The 13,599-nt window shown below is 66.1% G+C and carries 15 protein-coding genes and 1 tRNA gene; 2 read left to right on the top strand and 14 right to left on the bottom strand.

Annotated features, from left to right (window positions below; translation table 11 throughout):
* Positions 1 to 4: 4 nt before the first annotated feature.
* From nuoL to O7R11_RS01325, 12 genes are all read right to left on the bottom strand, one after another.
* Positions 5 to 1,933: an NADH-quinone oxidoreductase subunit L gene (nuoL, locus tag O7R11_RS01270; protein WP_337995660.1), complete on the bottom strand. Its 1,929-nt coding sequence runs from the start codon at positions 1,931 to 1,933 to the stop codon at positions 5 to 7.
* A 9-nt stretch (positions 1,934 to 1,942) separates the two neighbouring features.
* Positions 1,943 to 2,251, bottom strand: coding sequence for an NADH-quinone oxidoreductase subunit NuoK (gene nuoK / locus O7R11_RS01275; RefSeq protein ID WP_337995661.1), 309 nt, complete (start codon positions 2,249 to 2,251; stop codon positions 1,943 to 1,945).
* Between the two features lie 4 nt (positions 2,252 to 2,255).
* Entirely contained in the window at positions 2,256 to 2,864 is a 609-nt protein-coding gene (locus O7R11_RS01280) for an NADH-quinone oxidoreductase subunit J (RefSeq protein WP_337995662.1), read from the bottom strand.
* Positions 2,865 to 2,976: 112 nt separating this feature from the next.
* Complete coding sequence (nuoI, locus tag O7R11_RS01285; protein WP_337995663.1) at positions 2,977 to 3,465, bottom strand: NADH-quinone oxidoreductase subunit NuoI; 489 nt, start codon at positions 3,463 to 3,465, stop codon at positions 2,977 to 2,979.
* Positions 3,466 to 3,481: 16 nt separating this feature from the next.
* Positions 3,482 to 4,498 carry an NADH-quinone oxidoreductase subunit NuoH gene (gene nuoH / locus O7R11_RS01290; RefSeq protein ID WP_337995664.1) on the bottom strand — a complete coding sequence of 339 codons (1,017 nt, stop codon included), beginning with the start codon at positions 4,496 to 4,498 and terminating at the stop codon, positions 3,482 to 3,484.
* Positions 4,491 to 6,560, bottom strand: coding sequence for an NADH-quinone oxidoreductase subunit NuoG (gene nuoG / locus O7R11_RS01295; RefSeq protein ID WP_337995665.1), 2,070 nt, complete (start codon positions 6,558 to 6,560; stop codon positions 4,491 to 4,493). The genes nuoH and nuoG overlap by 8 nt, the downstream gene beginning before the upstream one ends.
* 10 nt (positions 6,561 to 6,570) lie before the next feature.
* Entirely contained in the window at positions 6,571 to 7,860 is a 1,290-nt protein-coding gene (gene nuoF, locus O7R11_RS01300; RefSeq protein WP_337995666.1) for an NADH-quinone oxidoreductase subunit NuoF, read from the bottom strand.
* Positions 7,860 to 8,555, bottom strand: a complete 696-nt coding sequence (nuoE, locus tag O7R11_RS01305) for an NADH-quinone oxidoreductase subunit NuoE (RefSeq protein WP_337995667.1) — start codon at positions 8,553 to 8,555, stop codon at positions 7,860 to 7,862. The genes nuoF and nuoE overlap by 1 nt, the downstream gene beginning before the upstream one ends.
* A complete protein-coding gene (locus O7R11_RS01310) occupies positions 8,552 to 9,730 on the bottom strand; it encodes an NADH-quinone oxidoreductase subunit D (protein WP_337995668.1) in 1,179 nt (392 codons plus the stop codon). The genes nuoE and O7R11_RS01310 overlap by 4 nt, the downstream gene beginning before the upstream one ends.
* 14 nt (positions 9,731 to 9,744) lie before the next feature.
* The gene (locus O7R11_RS01315; RefSeq protein ID WP_337995669.1) at positions 9,745 to 10,395 is read right to left on the bottom strand and encodes an NADH-quinone oxidoreductase subunit C; all 651 of its coding nucleotides are present in this window, start codon (positions 10,393 to 10,395) and stop codon (positions 9,745 to 9,747) included.
* Between the two features lie 36 nt (positions 10,396 to 10,431).
* Positions 10,432 to 10,989: a NuoB/complex I 20 kDa subunit family protein gene (locus O7R11_RS01320; RefSeq protein WP_337995670.1), complete on the bottom strand. Its 558-nt coding sequence runs from the start codon at positions 10,987 to 10,989 to the stop codon at positions 10,432 to 10,434.
* Between the two features lie 4 nt (positions 10,990 to 10,993).
* The gene (locus tag O7R11_RS01325; RefSeq protein WP_337995671.1) at positions 10,994 to 11,359 is read right to left on the bottom strand and encodes an NADH-quinone oxidoreductase subunit A; all 366 of its coding nucleotides are present in this window, start codon (positions 11,357 to 11,359) and stop codon (positions 10,994 to 10,996) included.
* 554 nt (positions 11,360 to 11,913) lie between these two features.
* On the opposite strand from O7R11_RS01325, the gene O7R11_RS01330 reads away from it, so the two are divergent.
* A complete protein-coding gene (locus tag O7R11_RS01330) occupies positions 11,914 to 12,117 on the top strand; it encodes a YgaP family membrane protein (protein WP_337995672.1) in 204 nt (67 codons plus the stop codon).
* A gap of 70 nt (positions 12,118 to 12,187) precedes the next feature.
* Positions 12,188 to 12,802 (top strand): LysE family translocator, encoded by a 615-nt coding sequence (locus tag O7R11_RS01335; RefSeq protein WP_337995673.1) that lies wholly within the window; start codon positions 12,188 to 12,190, stop codon positions 12,800 to 12,802.
* Between the two features lie 186 nt (positions 12,803 to 12,988).
* Here the strand turns inward: O7R11_RS01335 and O7R11_RS01340 are convergent.
* Positions 12,989 to 13,064 (bottom strand) — tRNA-Val (locus O7R11_RS01340).
* Between the two features lie 68 nt (positions 13,065 to 13,132).
* Positions 13,133 to 13,405: an HU family DNA-binding protein gene (locus O7R11_RS01345; RefSeq protein WP_337995674.1), complete on the bottom strand. Its 273-nt coding sequence runs from the start codon at positions 13,403 to 13,405 to the stop codon at positions 13,133 to 13,135.
* Between the last annotated feature and the right edge of the window lie 194 nt (positions 13,406 to 13,599).

Here is a 13,599-nt window from a genome sequence, read left to right on the forward strand (position 1 = left end):
CGCCTCAACCTTCCATTCCGATGACGTAGGCCGTCACGAACACCGCCAGCCCGATGATCATGGCGAACGCGTAGTGATAGACGTAGCCGCTCTGCAGCCTTGCCGTGCGCCGCGCCACCTGCCGCGCCGCCCAGGACACGCCATCCGGCCCCAGGCGGTCGATGATGCCGACGTCGCCCTGCTTCCACAGGATGCGGCCGAGCGCGAAGGCGGGCCGGATGAACAGGGCCTCGTAGGCTTCGTCGAAGTACCATTTGTTGAGCAGCAGCCGGTAGACCCCCGGCAGCATCGCTGCCAGACGCCCCGGCCAGGCGGGCCGCGCCATGTAGAAGGCATAGGCGACGCCGATTCCGACGAGCGCGATGACCACGGGCAGAAGCTTCACCGCCTCGCCCACGTGATGCGCCGCCTCGATCGGATCGGGGCCGACCACCGCGAGCGCCGCCTTCCAGAAGTGCATCCGGTCCTCGCCGACGAAGGCGTCGTAGCCCGCCATGCCCGCGAACACCGCGCCGACCGCCAGCAGGCCGAGCGGGATCAGCATCACCAGCGGCGACTCGTGGATGTGCGCCATCACCTTCTCGTCGGCGCGCGGCGCGCCGTGGAAGGTCATGAACAGCAGCCGCCAGGAGTAGAAGGCGGTGAGCAGCGCGGCGGCCGCGCCCATCCAGAAGGCATACTGCCCGATCGCCGAGTGCGCGCCCCAGGCGGCCTCGAGGATCATGTCCTTGGAATAGTACCCGGCGAACACCGGCAGACCGGCGAGCGACAGGGAGCCGATCCACATGATCGCGTAGGTGACCTTGATGTTCTTCCAGATGCCGCCCATGCGCCGCATGTCCTGCTCGTCGGACATCGCGTGGATCACCGAGCCCGCGCCGAGGAAGAGCATCGCCTTGAAGAAGGCATGGGTCATCAGATGGAAGATCGCCGCCGGATACGCCCCGACGCCGAGGGCGAAGAACATGTAGCCCAACTGCGAGCAGGTGGAATACGCGATCACCTTCTTGATGTCGTTCTGCGTGCAGGCGACGGTGGCGGCGAAGATCGCGGTGGTCGCGCCGATGAAGGCCACCGTGGAAAGCGCCGCCTCGCTCAGTTCGAACAGCGGCGACATCCGCGCCACCATGAACACGCCCGCCGTCACCATGGTGGCGGCATGGATCAGCGCGGAGACCGGGGTCGGGCCTTCCATCGCATCCGGCAGCCAGGTGTGCAAGCCGATCTGCGCCGATTTGCCCATCGCGCCGAGGAAGAGCAGCAGGCACAGCGTGGTGATCAGCGGCAGATCCATGCCGAAGAGGTGCAGGCTCTGCCCCGCCATCGCCGGCGCGGCGGCGAAGATGGTGTCGAGGTGGGCGGAATCGAAGGAGAGGTAGATCCCGGCGATGCCGAGCATGAAGCCGAAGTCGCCGACGCGGTTGACGACGAACGCCTTGATCGCCGCGGCGTTGGCCGAGGGCCGGTCGCTCCAGAAGCCGATCAGGAGATAGGAGGAGAGGCCCACGCCCTCCCAGCCGAAGAACATCTGCACCAGGTTGTCGGCGGTCACCAGCATCAGCATGAAGAAGGTGAACAGCGACAGGTACGACATGAAGCGCGGCACCGAGGGGTCGTGGCTCATGTAGCCGATGGAATAGATGTGCACCAGCGCCGAGATCATCGTCACGGTGAACAGCATCACCGCGGTCAGCGTATCCACCTTGAGCGCCCAGGAGACGTTGAAGGTGCCGACGTGAATCCAGTCGAGCAGCACCACGGTGAACGGGCCGGAGCCGAAGCCGACCTTGTAGAGCAGCGGAATGCTGAGGAGGGCGGACACCGCAAGCAGCAGGCAGGTGAGGATCTGCGATCCGCGCCGCCCGAGAAACCGGCCGAACAGCCCGGCGAGGATGGCTCCCAGCAGAGGAAGAAAGACAATCGCAACGGTCATGATCTGTCCTCAGCCTTTCATCGCGTTGATGTCTTCGACTTCGATCGAACCGCGGTTGCGGAAGAACACCACCAGGATGGCCAGGCCGATCGCCGCCTCCGCCGCCGCGACGGTGAGCACGAACATCACGAAGATCTGCCCCACCAGGTCGTGCAGGAAGGCGGAAAAGGCGACGAAGTTGATGTTCACCGCGAGCAGCATCAGCTCGATCGACATCAGGATGATGATGACGTTCTTGCGGTTCAGGAAGATGCCGAACACCCCCAGGGTGAAGAGGATGGCGGCGACGGTGAGGTAGTGCGTCAATCCGATGGTCATGGCGTCAGACCCCCTTCCCCGTCGCGACTTTCTTCACCTCGATGCAGTCCTCCAGCGGGCGGTTCGCCTGGGTGCGCGGGTTCTGCCGCTTCACCCCGACGCGGGCGCGCAGGGTCAGCATGATCGAGCCGATCATGCCGACCAGCAGCACGATGCCCGCCAGTTGGAAGAGGTAGACGTAGTCGGTGTAGAGCACCGCGCCGATCGCCTGGGTGTTGGAAAGCTCGCCCACCGCCGGGGTGGGCGCGCCGCGCACCGCGTCGAGGTCCGGCGCCATCAGCCAGGTGCCGAACACCAGGGCGAGTTCGACGAACAGCACCAGGGCGACCACCGCGCCCACCGGCAAGATCTTGGTGAAGCCCTCGCGCAGCGTCACCGCGTGGATATCGAGCATCATCACCACGAAGAGGAAGAGCACGGCGACCGCGCCGACGTAGACGATGACCATGATCATCGCCACGAACTCCGCCCCGAGAAGGATGAACAGCCCCGCGACGTTGAAGAAGGTGAGAATGAGGAACAGCACCGAGTGCACCGGGTTCCTGGCGGTCACCACCATCGCGCCGGAGGCGATCGCAAGCGCCGCGAAGAGGTAGAATACGAAGGCGGTCATTTGCCGAGGCCTCCCCTGGACAGGACGGGATGGCGCACGCCGGACGGCGCGTTTGTCTTCCCCCAGATGAACATGTCTTCAGTCCGTTGCATGGGTTTATTCACACTTCTCTTCAACGGTACGGCGCGTCCGCTTCCTGGCGCATGGCGAGTTCGGCTTCCCAGCGGTCGCCATTGTCCAGGAGCTTCTGCTTGGAATAGATCATTTCGGCGCGGCGTTCGGTGGCGAACTCGAAGTTCGGCCCCTCGACGATGGCGTCCACCGGGCAGGCCTCCTGGCAGAGGCCGCAGTAGATGCACTTCGTCATGTCGATGTCGTAGCGCGTGGTGCGGCGGCTGCCGTCGGCGCGGGGTTCCGCCTCGATGGTGATCGCCTGGGCGGGGCAGATCGCCTCGCACAGCTTGCAGGCGATGCAGCGTTCCTCGCCGCTCGGGTAGCGGCGCAGCGCGTGCTCGCCGCGGAAGCGCGGGGAAAGCGGCCCCTTCTCGTAGGGGTAGTTCAGCGTCACCTTCGGCTTGAACATGTACTTCAGCGTCAGGGCGAAGCCGGAGACGAGTTCCGTCAGCAGGAACGAGCGCAGCGTGCGGTCCAAGGTCGTCATCTTTCGCTCTCTCCTTTTACGCCCGGGGCGGCAGCCAGCCGAACAGGTGCAACGCCACCGCGGTGATCACCACCCAGCCCAGCGACATCGGCAGGAACACCTTCCAGCCCAGGCGCATCAGCTGGTCGTAGCGGTAGCGCGGCAGGGTGGCGCGCGCCCACAGATAGAAGAACAACACCGCCGAAACCTTGAGCGCGAACCAGATCACCCCGGGAATCCAGGTGAACGGCGCCACCGCGATCGGCGGCAGCCAGCCGCCGAGGAAGAGGATGACGCAGAGGCTGCTCATCAGGATCATGTTGGCGTATTCGCCGAGGAAGAACATGGCGAAGGTCATCGCCGAGTATTCGGTGTTGTAGCCGCCCACCAGTTCGGATTCCGCTTCCGGCAGGTCGAAGGGGGTGCGGTTGGTCTCCGCCAGGGCGGAGATGAGGAACAGCACGAACATCGGGAAGTGCGGGATGCAGTACCACAGGCCGCTCTGCGCCCGCACGATCTGCGAGAGGTTGAGCGAACCGGCGGAGAGCAGCACGGTGACGATGATGAAGCCGATCGAGACCTCGTAGGAGACCATCTGCGCGGCGGAGCGCAGTCCGCCGAGGAAGGCGTACTTCGAGTTCGACGCCCAGCCCGCCATGATGATGCCGTAGATGCCGAGCGAGGACACCGCGAAGAGGTAGAGGATGCCGACGTTGATGTCGGCGACCACCCAGCCCTCGGAAACCGGGATCACCGCCCAGCCGACCAGCGCCAGGGTGAAGGTGACCACCGGCGCCATCAGGAACACCACCGGGTTGGCCCCGGTGGGCACCACGGTTTCCTTGATGAACAGCTTGAGGCCGTCGGCCATCGGTTGCAGCAGACCGAAGGGGCCGACGACGTTGGGGCCCTTGCGCAGGTGCATCGCGGCGATGACCTTGCGTTCGGCATAGGTGAGATAGGCCACGGCCAGCAGCAGCGGCAGGATGAAGGCCAGGATCTTCACCAGGATGAGGATCAGCGGCCAGAGAAAATCGGTCCAGAACTCAGCCATGGGTCCCCGTCCTCGCGTTTCCGGCCTCGATGATCTCCAGCGTGCACGCCGCCATCGTCGGCGAGGCGCGGCTGATCGGGTCGGTCATGTAGTAGTTGGACACCGCCGAGCCGAGCGGCCCGAGCGCGGCGTCGAGAGCGCCCGCCTCGCCGAAGTCGCCCCAGGCCCCGGGCGCCGCGGCGTCCGGCGTGGCGAACGCGGGCACGGCGGCGGCGAGCGCATCGCGCAGCGCATCCAGGCTGTCGAAGGGCAGCACGTGGCCCAGCACTTCGGAGGCGGCGCGCAGGATCTTCCAGTCCTCGCGCGCCTCGCCGGGGGGGAACACCGCGCGCTGCGCGCGCTGCACCCGGCCTTCGGTGTTGACGTAGGTGCCGTCCTTCTCGGTATAGGCCGCGCCGGGCAGGATCACGTCCGCCACCTGCGCGCCGACATCGCCATGATGGCCCTGATAGATCACGAAGGCGGAATCGAGCGGATTGGTCGGCAGTTGATCCGCGCCCAAGAGCCACACCGCCTTCACCTTGCCGGCCGCCGCGGCCTTGAGGATGCCGCGGGTGTCGAGGCCGCCCTTGCCGGGCACGAAGCCGATCTCCAGGCCGCCGACCCGCGCCGCCGCGGTGTGCAGCACGTTGAAGCCGTTCCAGCCGTCCTTGACCAGGCCCGCCTTCTCCGCCAGGTGCCGCGCCGCGCCGAGGATGCGCGCGCCGTCGGCGCGGGCGAGCGCGCCCATGCCGAGAACGATCATCGGGCGTTCCGCGGTCTTCAGCACGTCGAAGAACGGGTTCTCGCCGTCCACCACCGCCTGAAACGCCTCCACGCCGTCGCCGAGGTGCTGCGCCGCGTAGGTGAGGTCCGTCTTGACGCCGACGGTGGCGACCTTGAAGCCGCCCTTGAGGACCCGCTTGCGGATGCGCGCGTTGAGCACCGGGGCCTCGATGCGCGGGTTGGAGCCGACGATCAACAGCGCGTCGGCCTGCTCGATCCCGGCGATGCCGGTGTTGAAGCGCCAGGAGGCGGAAACCTTGGGGTCCAGGGCCGCGCCGTCCTGACGGCAATCGAGGTTGGGCGAGCCCAGGGCCTGCATCAGCAGTTTGAGCGCGAACATCGACTCGGCGTCCGCCAGGTCGCCCGCGATCGCGGCGATCTCCGCCCCCTTGAGGCCGGAGAGCCCGGCCTCGATGGCGGCGAAGGCCTCGGCCCAGGTCGCCGGGCGGAGCTGGCCGTCGCGGCGCACGTAGGGGGTGTCGAGGCGGCGTTTCGCCAGGCCGTCGATGGCGGCGCGGCTCTTGTCGCCCAGCCACTCCTCGTTGACGTCCTCGTGCAGGCGCGGCAGCACGCGCATCACCTGGTTGCCGCGGGTATCGATGCGGATGTTGCTGCCCACCGCGTCGAGCACGTCGATGGATTCGGTCTTCTTCAACTCCCACGGCCGCGCGGTGAAGGCGTAGGGCTTGCTGGTCAGCGCGCCGACCGGGCAGAGATCGACGATGTTGCCGGAAAGCTCGGAGGTGAGCGCCCGCTCCACGTAGGTGGTGATCTCGGCGTGTTCGCCGCGGTTGACCATGCCGAGTTCCGGCACGCCTGCGATCTCGGTGAGGAAGCGGACGCAACGGGTGCAGTGGATGCAGCGCGTCATCGCGGTCTTGATCAGCGGGCCGAGGTATTTTTCGGTCACCGCGCGCTTTTCCTCGATGTAGCGGCCCTTGTCCTTGCCGTAGGCCACCGCCTGGTCCTGCAGGTCGCACTCGCCGCCCTGGTCGCAGATCGGGCAGTCGAGCGGGTGGTTGATCAGCAGCAGTTCCATCACGTTCTTGCGCGCCTGCAAGGCCGCCGGGGAGTTGGTCTTCACCACCATCCCCTCGCCCACGGGCTGCGCGCACGAGGCCACCGGCTTCGGCACCTTCTCGATTTCCACCAGGCACATCCGGCAGTTGGCCGCCACCGGCAGGCGCGGGTGGTAGCAGAACCGCGGAATCTCGATACCCAGCTCTTCCGCCGCCTGCAAAACCGACGTGCCGGCCGGGACTTCGACTTCCAATCCGTCGATGGTCAGTTTCGGCATTCTCAGTCTCCTACGCGGCGCGATGCTTCGCGTCCGCCCGGCGGGCGGCGATGCGTTTTTCGATTTCCGGGCGGAAGTGGCGGAACAGCCCCTGGATCGGCCAGGCCGCCGCATCGCCGAGCGCACAGATGGTGTGGCCCTCGATCTGGCGGGTGACCTCCAGCAGTTGGTCGATCTCCGCTACCGTCGCCTCGCCCTTCTCCATGCGCACCATGGTGCGCCACAGCCAGCCGGTGCCCTCGCGGCACGGCGTGCACTGGCCGCAGCTTTCGTGCATGTAGAAGCGCGCCAGCCGGGTGATCGCGGCGACCAGATCGGTGGATTTGTCCATCACGATCACCGCCGCGGTGCCGAGGCCGGAGCGCACGTTGCGCAGCGAATCGAAGTCCATGTGCACGTCGTCGCAGACGTCCTTGGGGATCATCGGCGTGGACGAACCGCCGGGAATCACCGCGAGCAGGTTGTCCCAGCCGCCGCGCACCCCGCCCGCGTGCTTCTTCAGAAGCTCCTTGAGCGGAATGCCCATCTCCTCCTCGACGCAGCACGGCGTCTCGACGTGGCCGGAGATGCAGAAGATCTTGGTGCCGTTGTTGTTTTCCGGCCCGAGGTCGGCGAACCACGCCGCGCCGCGGCGCAGCACGGTGGGCACGTCGGCGATGGTCTCGACATTGTTCACCGTGGTCGGGCAGCCCCACACGCCCACCCCCGCCGGGAACGGCGGCTTGGCGCGCGGCTGGCCCTTCTTGCCTTCCAGGCTCTGGATCAGGGCGCTTTCCTCGCCGCAGATATAGGCCCCCATGCCGCGGTGGATGTAGACATCCATCGCCCAGCCGCTCTTGCAGGCGTTGGGGCCGAGCAGACCGGCGGCGTAGGCCTCGTCGATCGCCTCCTGCAAAACTTTGGTTTCGTTGTAGTATTCGCCGCGCACATAGATGTAGGCGGCATGCGCGCCGATGGCGAAACCGGCGATCAGGCAGCCTTCCACCAGCTTGTGCGGTTCGTGGCGCAGGATGTCGCGGTCCTTGCAGGTGCCGGGCTCGCCCTCGTCGGCGTTGACCACCAGGTAGTGCGGCAGCGGCCCCTCGCCCTTCGGCATGAACGACCACTTCAACCCCGCCGAGAACCCTGCTCCGCCGCGGCCGCGCAGGCCCGCGGCCTTCATTTCGCCGACGATCCAGTCGCGCCCCTTCTCCAGGATCGCCTTGGTGCCGTCCCAGTCGCCGCGCTTCTTCGCCGCCTTGAGCGCCCAGGGCTGAAAGCCGTAGAGATTGGTGTAGATGCGGTCTTCGTCGCGCAGCATCAGCTCGTCTCCTTCCCGGCTTTGGCGGATTTCGCCGTCTTGGCCTTGGGGGCGGGCGCGGACTCCGCGGCCGCATGCTCGCCGGCCAGCTCCTTGAGAGTCGTCGCGCCCTTGCACGGGCACGAGCCGCGCCGCCCGGTCTGCGAACCGAAGGGCGGGGCCTCGCCCTTCAACAGCGCCTCCAGCACCGCCTTGGCGGTGTCGTAGGTGAGGTCCTCGTAAAGGTCGTCGTTGACCTGCATCACCGGCGCGTTGGCGCACGCGCCCAGGCATTCCACCTCGGAGAGCGTCGCCGCTCCGTCCGCGGTGGTTTCGCCGAACGCCACGCCGAGCACGTCCTTGGCCGCGCGCACGATTTCCGGCGCGCCGCGCAGCCAGCACGAGATGTTGGTGCAGATCTGCACGTGCAGCCTGCCCACCGGCTTCAGGTTGTACATAGTGTAGAAGGTGGCCACCTCGTACACCTTGATCGGCGGCATGCCCAGCATCCCGGCGACGCAATCCATGGCGTCGCGCGAAAGCCAGCCCGCCTGGCGCTGCGCCAGGTCGAGAAGCGGCATCACCGCGGAACGCTGCCGCCCCGCCGGGTACTTGGCGATCACCGCCTCCGCCCGCTTCCGGTTTTCCGCCGTGAAGGCGAAGGTTTCCGGCGTTTCCACGGTCTCGATCGTCTCCACGTGGTAGGTCTCGCTCATCGGTCGATCTCCCCGAACACGATATCCAGGGACCCGATGATCGCCGTCATGTCGGCGAGCATGTGCCCTTTCGACAGCTTGTCCGTCGCCTGCAGGTGGGCGAACCCCGGGGAGCGGATGTGGCAGCGGTACGGCCGGTTGGTGCCGTCGGAGATCAGGTACACCGCGAACTCGCCCTTCGGCGCCTCGACCGCGGAGTAGGTCTCGCCCGCGGGCACGTGGTAGCCCTCGGTGAACAGCTTGAAGTGGTGGATCAGCGCCTCCATCGAGCGCTTCATCTCGGCGCGCGGCGGCGGGGAAATCTTGTGGTCGTCCACCTTCACCGGGCCGCCGGGGAGCTTTTGCAGGCACTGGCGGATGATGCGGATCGACTGCCGCATCTCCTCGACGCGCACCAGATAGCGGTCGAAGCAGTCGCCGTTCTTGCCCACCGGAATGTCGAAGTCGAGGTCGGCATAGCAGTCGTAGGGCTGCGCCTTGCGCAAATCCCACGGCACGCCCGAGGCGCGCAGGCACGGCCCGGAGAACCCCCAGGCGATGGCGTCCTCTTCGTCGATCACCCCGATATCGACGGTGCGCTGGCGGAAGATGCGGTTGCCGGTGAGCATGCGCTCCATATCGACGATGAAGGCGGAGGCCTCGTCGCACCACACCGCGATGCGGTCGGTCAGACCCGCGGGCAGGTCGCAGGCGACGCCGCCGGGGCGGAAGTAATTGGCGTGCATGCGCGCGCCGGAGGCACGCTCGTAGAGTTCCATGCCGCGCTCGCGGATTTCGAAGCCCCAGAGGATCGGCGTCATCGCGCCGACATCCATGGCATACGAGGTGAGGTTGAGGATGTGGTTGAGAACGCGGGTGATCTCCGCATACATCGCGCGGATGTACTGGGCGCGCGGCGGCGCCTCGATGCCCAGCAGCTTCTCCACCGCCAGGGCGAAGCCGTGCTCCTCGCTCATCGGCGAGGTGTAGTCGAGGCGGTCGAAATACGGCAGCGCCTGCATGTAGGTCTTGTATTCGATCAGCTTTTCGGTGCCGCGGTGCAACAACCCGATGTGCGGGTCGGCGCGTTCCACCACCTCGCCCGAGAGGTCCAGCACCAGTCGCAGCACGCCGTGCGTCGCCGGGTGCTGCGGCCCGAAGTTCATGGTGAAGGTTTCGCTGCGTGTCTCGGCCATGATTCCGGGTCCCCCTACTCTTTCCCGCCCGTCGCCTTCTCGTCGCCGGGCAGTGCCTTGGCGACGCGCTCCAGCTCCGGCCCCTGCCAGGGGCTGAGGTTGTCGAAGGTGCGGAATTCCTGGGTCAGCTTGACCGGCTCGTAGACGACGCGCTTCTGGCCGTCGTCGTAGCGCACCTCGACGAACCCGCTGAGCGGGAAGTCCTTGCGCAGGGGATACCCCTCGAAGCCGTAATCGGTGAGAATGCGCCGCAGGTCGGGATGCCCGTCGAAGCGGATGCCGTACATGTCGTAGGTCTCGCGCTCGAACCATCCGGCGGAGGGGAATATCTCCACCACCGAGGGGACCGCGCCCCCCTCCTCCACCGGCACGACGATGCGCACGCGCAGATTGTGCTTCATCGACAACAGGTTATAGACCACATCGAAACGCGGCATGCGGTCCGGCCAATCGACGCCGCAGACATCCATCAGCTGCTTGAACAGGCAGACGCCGTCGTCGCGCAGGAACATCAGAAGCGGCACGATGCTCTGCGGCTTGGCGCGCACCACCAGTTCGTCGCCGAGGAGCGCGACCTCGTCCACATGCTCGCCCAGCATGGCCTCGATATGGTCGCCCACTTCCTGGTGGGCGCTGCGGCGGGTTTCGGCAAATGCGTCGGTCATCGTTTCAGGTTCCGTGCAAGAGGCGAAAGCGGCGGATCAGCGCGACAGGGTGCGGCTGCGGCGGATCTTCTTCTGCAATTGGAGAATGCCGTAGAGCAGCGCCTCCGCGGTCGGCGGACAGCCGGGCACGTAGACATCCACCGGCACGATGCGGTCGCAGCCGCGCACGACGGAATAGGAATAGTGGTAATAGCCGCCGCCGTTGGCGCAACTGCCCATGGAGATCACCCAGCGCGGCTCCGCCATCTGGTCGTAGACGCGGCGCAGGGCGGGCGCCATCTTGTTGGTCAGCGTGCCCGCGACGATCATCACGTCGGCCTGGCGCGGGCTGGGGCGGAAGACGATGCCGAAACGGTCGAGATCGTAGCGCGAACAGCCGGTGTGGATCATCTCGATGGCGCAGCAGGCGAGGCCGAAGGTCATCGGCCACATCGAGCCGGTGCGCGCCCAGTTGAGCAGATCGTCGAGCTTCGCCAGAACGAAGCCGCGGTTGGACAACTCCTCGCCGACCAGCCCCAGCATCTCGTCCTGGGTCAGGCCCTCGGGAATCTCGGGTCCGGAAAGGACCGGGTTGTGCGCCTCGCCGCCGTTCATGACCTCACTCCCATTCCAGAGCCCCCTTGCGCCACTCATAGATGAACCCGACCGTCAGAACGCCAAGGAACACCAGCATGGACGCCAGGCCGAAAATCCCGATGCGGTTCAACACCACGGCCCAGGGGAACAAAAAGGCGGCCTCCAGATCGAAGATGATGAAGAGAATGGAGACCAGGTAGAACCGCACCTCGAAACGCGCCCGCGCGTCGTCGAAGGGGTCGAATCCGCACTCGTAGGCGGAGACCTTCTCGGTATCGGGATTCTGCCGCGCCACCACGTAGGAGGCCACCACCATCACCCCGGCCATGCCGAGGGCTACGCCGATGAACACCAGGATCGGCAGGTATTCCCGCAAGAGCTCGTCCATGAGTTCTGCCCCTTCACCGTAGAGTCGTCGCAACGGCGGCACGCGCACCGGACGCACCGCCCGCCGGTTTCCGGCGAGTGTACGCCCACAAACGCGAATGGGGAAACAGCACCGTCGTCACGGCGCCGACCGGCCGCCACGACGACGTGGTGCCCATGACTTTCGGTCTACGTTCCAGCCGTCGCCACAGCATGTAATCCCGCGGGTATCTAAGTGTCAAGAAAGGCATGAAGGTGAGATCGGAACCCACCCGCTTTGTCCTACCCGCGGGTAGGATCGGATGCGGTGACCGCAAGACCGGCGAGAATATATCCATAGTTATACGCAAACGCCTCGAAACATTCACCAAAATACACCACCGCGTCCGATACAGGACATGGACAACAAACCCAGGAATTCAACCCGCCGAGGCCCCATTTCGACTCTTTCCGAGCGCTGCATGCCGCCGAGGCTGTGGGAAAGCGCCGCCCCGGTCTTGACGAAGGAAAACCGCTTATTATATTCGAAGTCTCTAATGTTATGGCATCGCGCCATACGATCCAAGGAGTCCCGTCATGAGCATCGACCGCGTGGTCCTGCTGTTCGCCGGTGGCGTGGTTTTCGCCGCCTCGATTCTCGCCTATCTGGCCAGCCCCTACTGGCTGCTGCTGTCCGGGTTCGTCGGCCTCAACCTGATGCAGGCCTCCGTCACCGGCTTCTGCCCGCTGGCGATGGTTCTCAAGAAGTTCGGGTTCGCGCCCGGCGTGGCGTTCAAGTAGCGCAGGCCTTGCCTGCCCCGGCGCGAAGCGCCACACTGCCCCGGACACTCCCGCACAAGGAAACCGGGGCATGGAAACTCATACGCTTCTCGCCATGGCCGTGGCGCTGTCCATCGCCGCGGCGACGCCCGGCCCCGCAGTGTTCGCCATCGTCTCGCGCGCCATGGCCCGCGGCTTCCGCGATGCGGCGGCGATGGCGTTGGGCATCGTTCTCGGCGACACCGCCTATTTCCTCGCCGCGCTGACCGGCTGGTCGGCGGTGGCGCACGCCTTCGGCGACGTCTTCTCCGCCATCCGCATCGTCGCGGCGGCGGCTCTCGTCGTCATGGGCGGGCGGATGATCCACGCAAGTTTCTCCGCCAGGGAGGAAACCGCGCAGCCGCCCGCGCCGTCGCGGCGGATGTTCGCCGCGGGCTTCCTGCTCACCCTCGGCAACCCCAAGACCATCCTGTTCTATCTGGCCTTCCTGCCCACCTTCATCGACCTCACCACGGTCAACGTGTGGGGCGCGGCGGGGCTGGTGGGGGTGATCTTCACCGTGGTCGGCGGCGTGATGTTGACCTATGCCGCCCTGGCGGCGCGCGCGGGCCATGGCCTGCGCAACCCGGCGCTGAGCCGCTGGATGCACCGCGGCGCCGGCGCGACCCTGATCGGCGCAGGCGCCGCGGTCGCAATGCGGAGTTGACCACCCCTCCACTGACGCTCCGGGGTGGCCTGCTACTGGAGATGGGAAAAAGCAAGGTGCCTTGGTGTGCCAGTCTCCCTACGCCAAGGCTTCGGGAGACACCCTACATGTTTCCTGTTCGGGTGGCAGCCCACCCCTCCGCTGACGCTCCGGGGTGGCCTGCCACCCGAAGCCGAAGGCGTAGGGTGGTGGGCGGTGACGGGATCGAACCGCCGACCTACTGGGTGTAAACCAGTCGCTCTCCCAGCTGAGCTAACCGCCCGCAAGGTTCAAGACGAGAAAAGCCGGCCGCGAGGCGCGCGACCGGCTTTGTCCTGAACCCAAGACTGCTTAGTTCACAGCGTCCTTCAGACCCTTGCCGGCCTTGAATTTCGGCTGCTTGGAAGCAGGGATGGTGATCTTGGCGCCAGTCCGGGGGTTGCGACCCTCGGTGGCGGCGCGCTCGGCGACGCTGAAAGTACCGAAACCGACGAGGCGAACCTCGTCATTCTTCTGCAAGGCTTCGGTAATCGCCTGGAACACGGCGTCCACGGCCTTGGCGGCATCCGTTTTGGAGACATCCGCTTGCGCCGCGACAGCAGCAACGAGATCATTCTTATTCACGGCAAGACCCCTTATGCTAGACCCAATTTTATTGGATTTGTAAACATTCGATCAACCCGACGGCGCGCAGTGTAGAACGCATCTGATCGAGCCGTCAACGGAAGAAGCGCAGTTTTCCTCTCAATTGCGGGGTTGACAGGATACGCCCCCCGCCTCCTACGCCACCGAAAGCTGCCTGGCTGTGATGATCGTCA

The organism is Oleispirillum naphthae (assembly GCA_027864655.1).
GTDB classification, from domain to species: domain Bacteria; phylum Pseudomonadota; class Alphaproteobacteria; order Rhodospirillales; family Rhodospirillaceae; genus Oleispirillum; species Oleispirillum naphthae.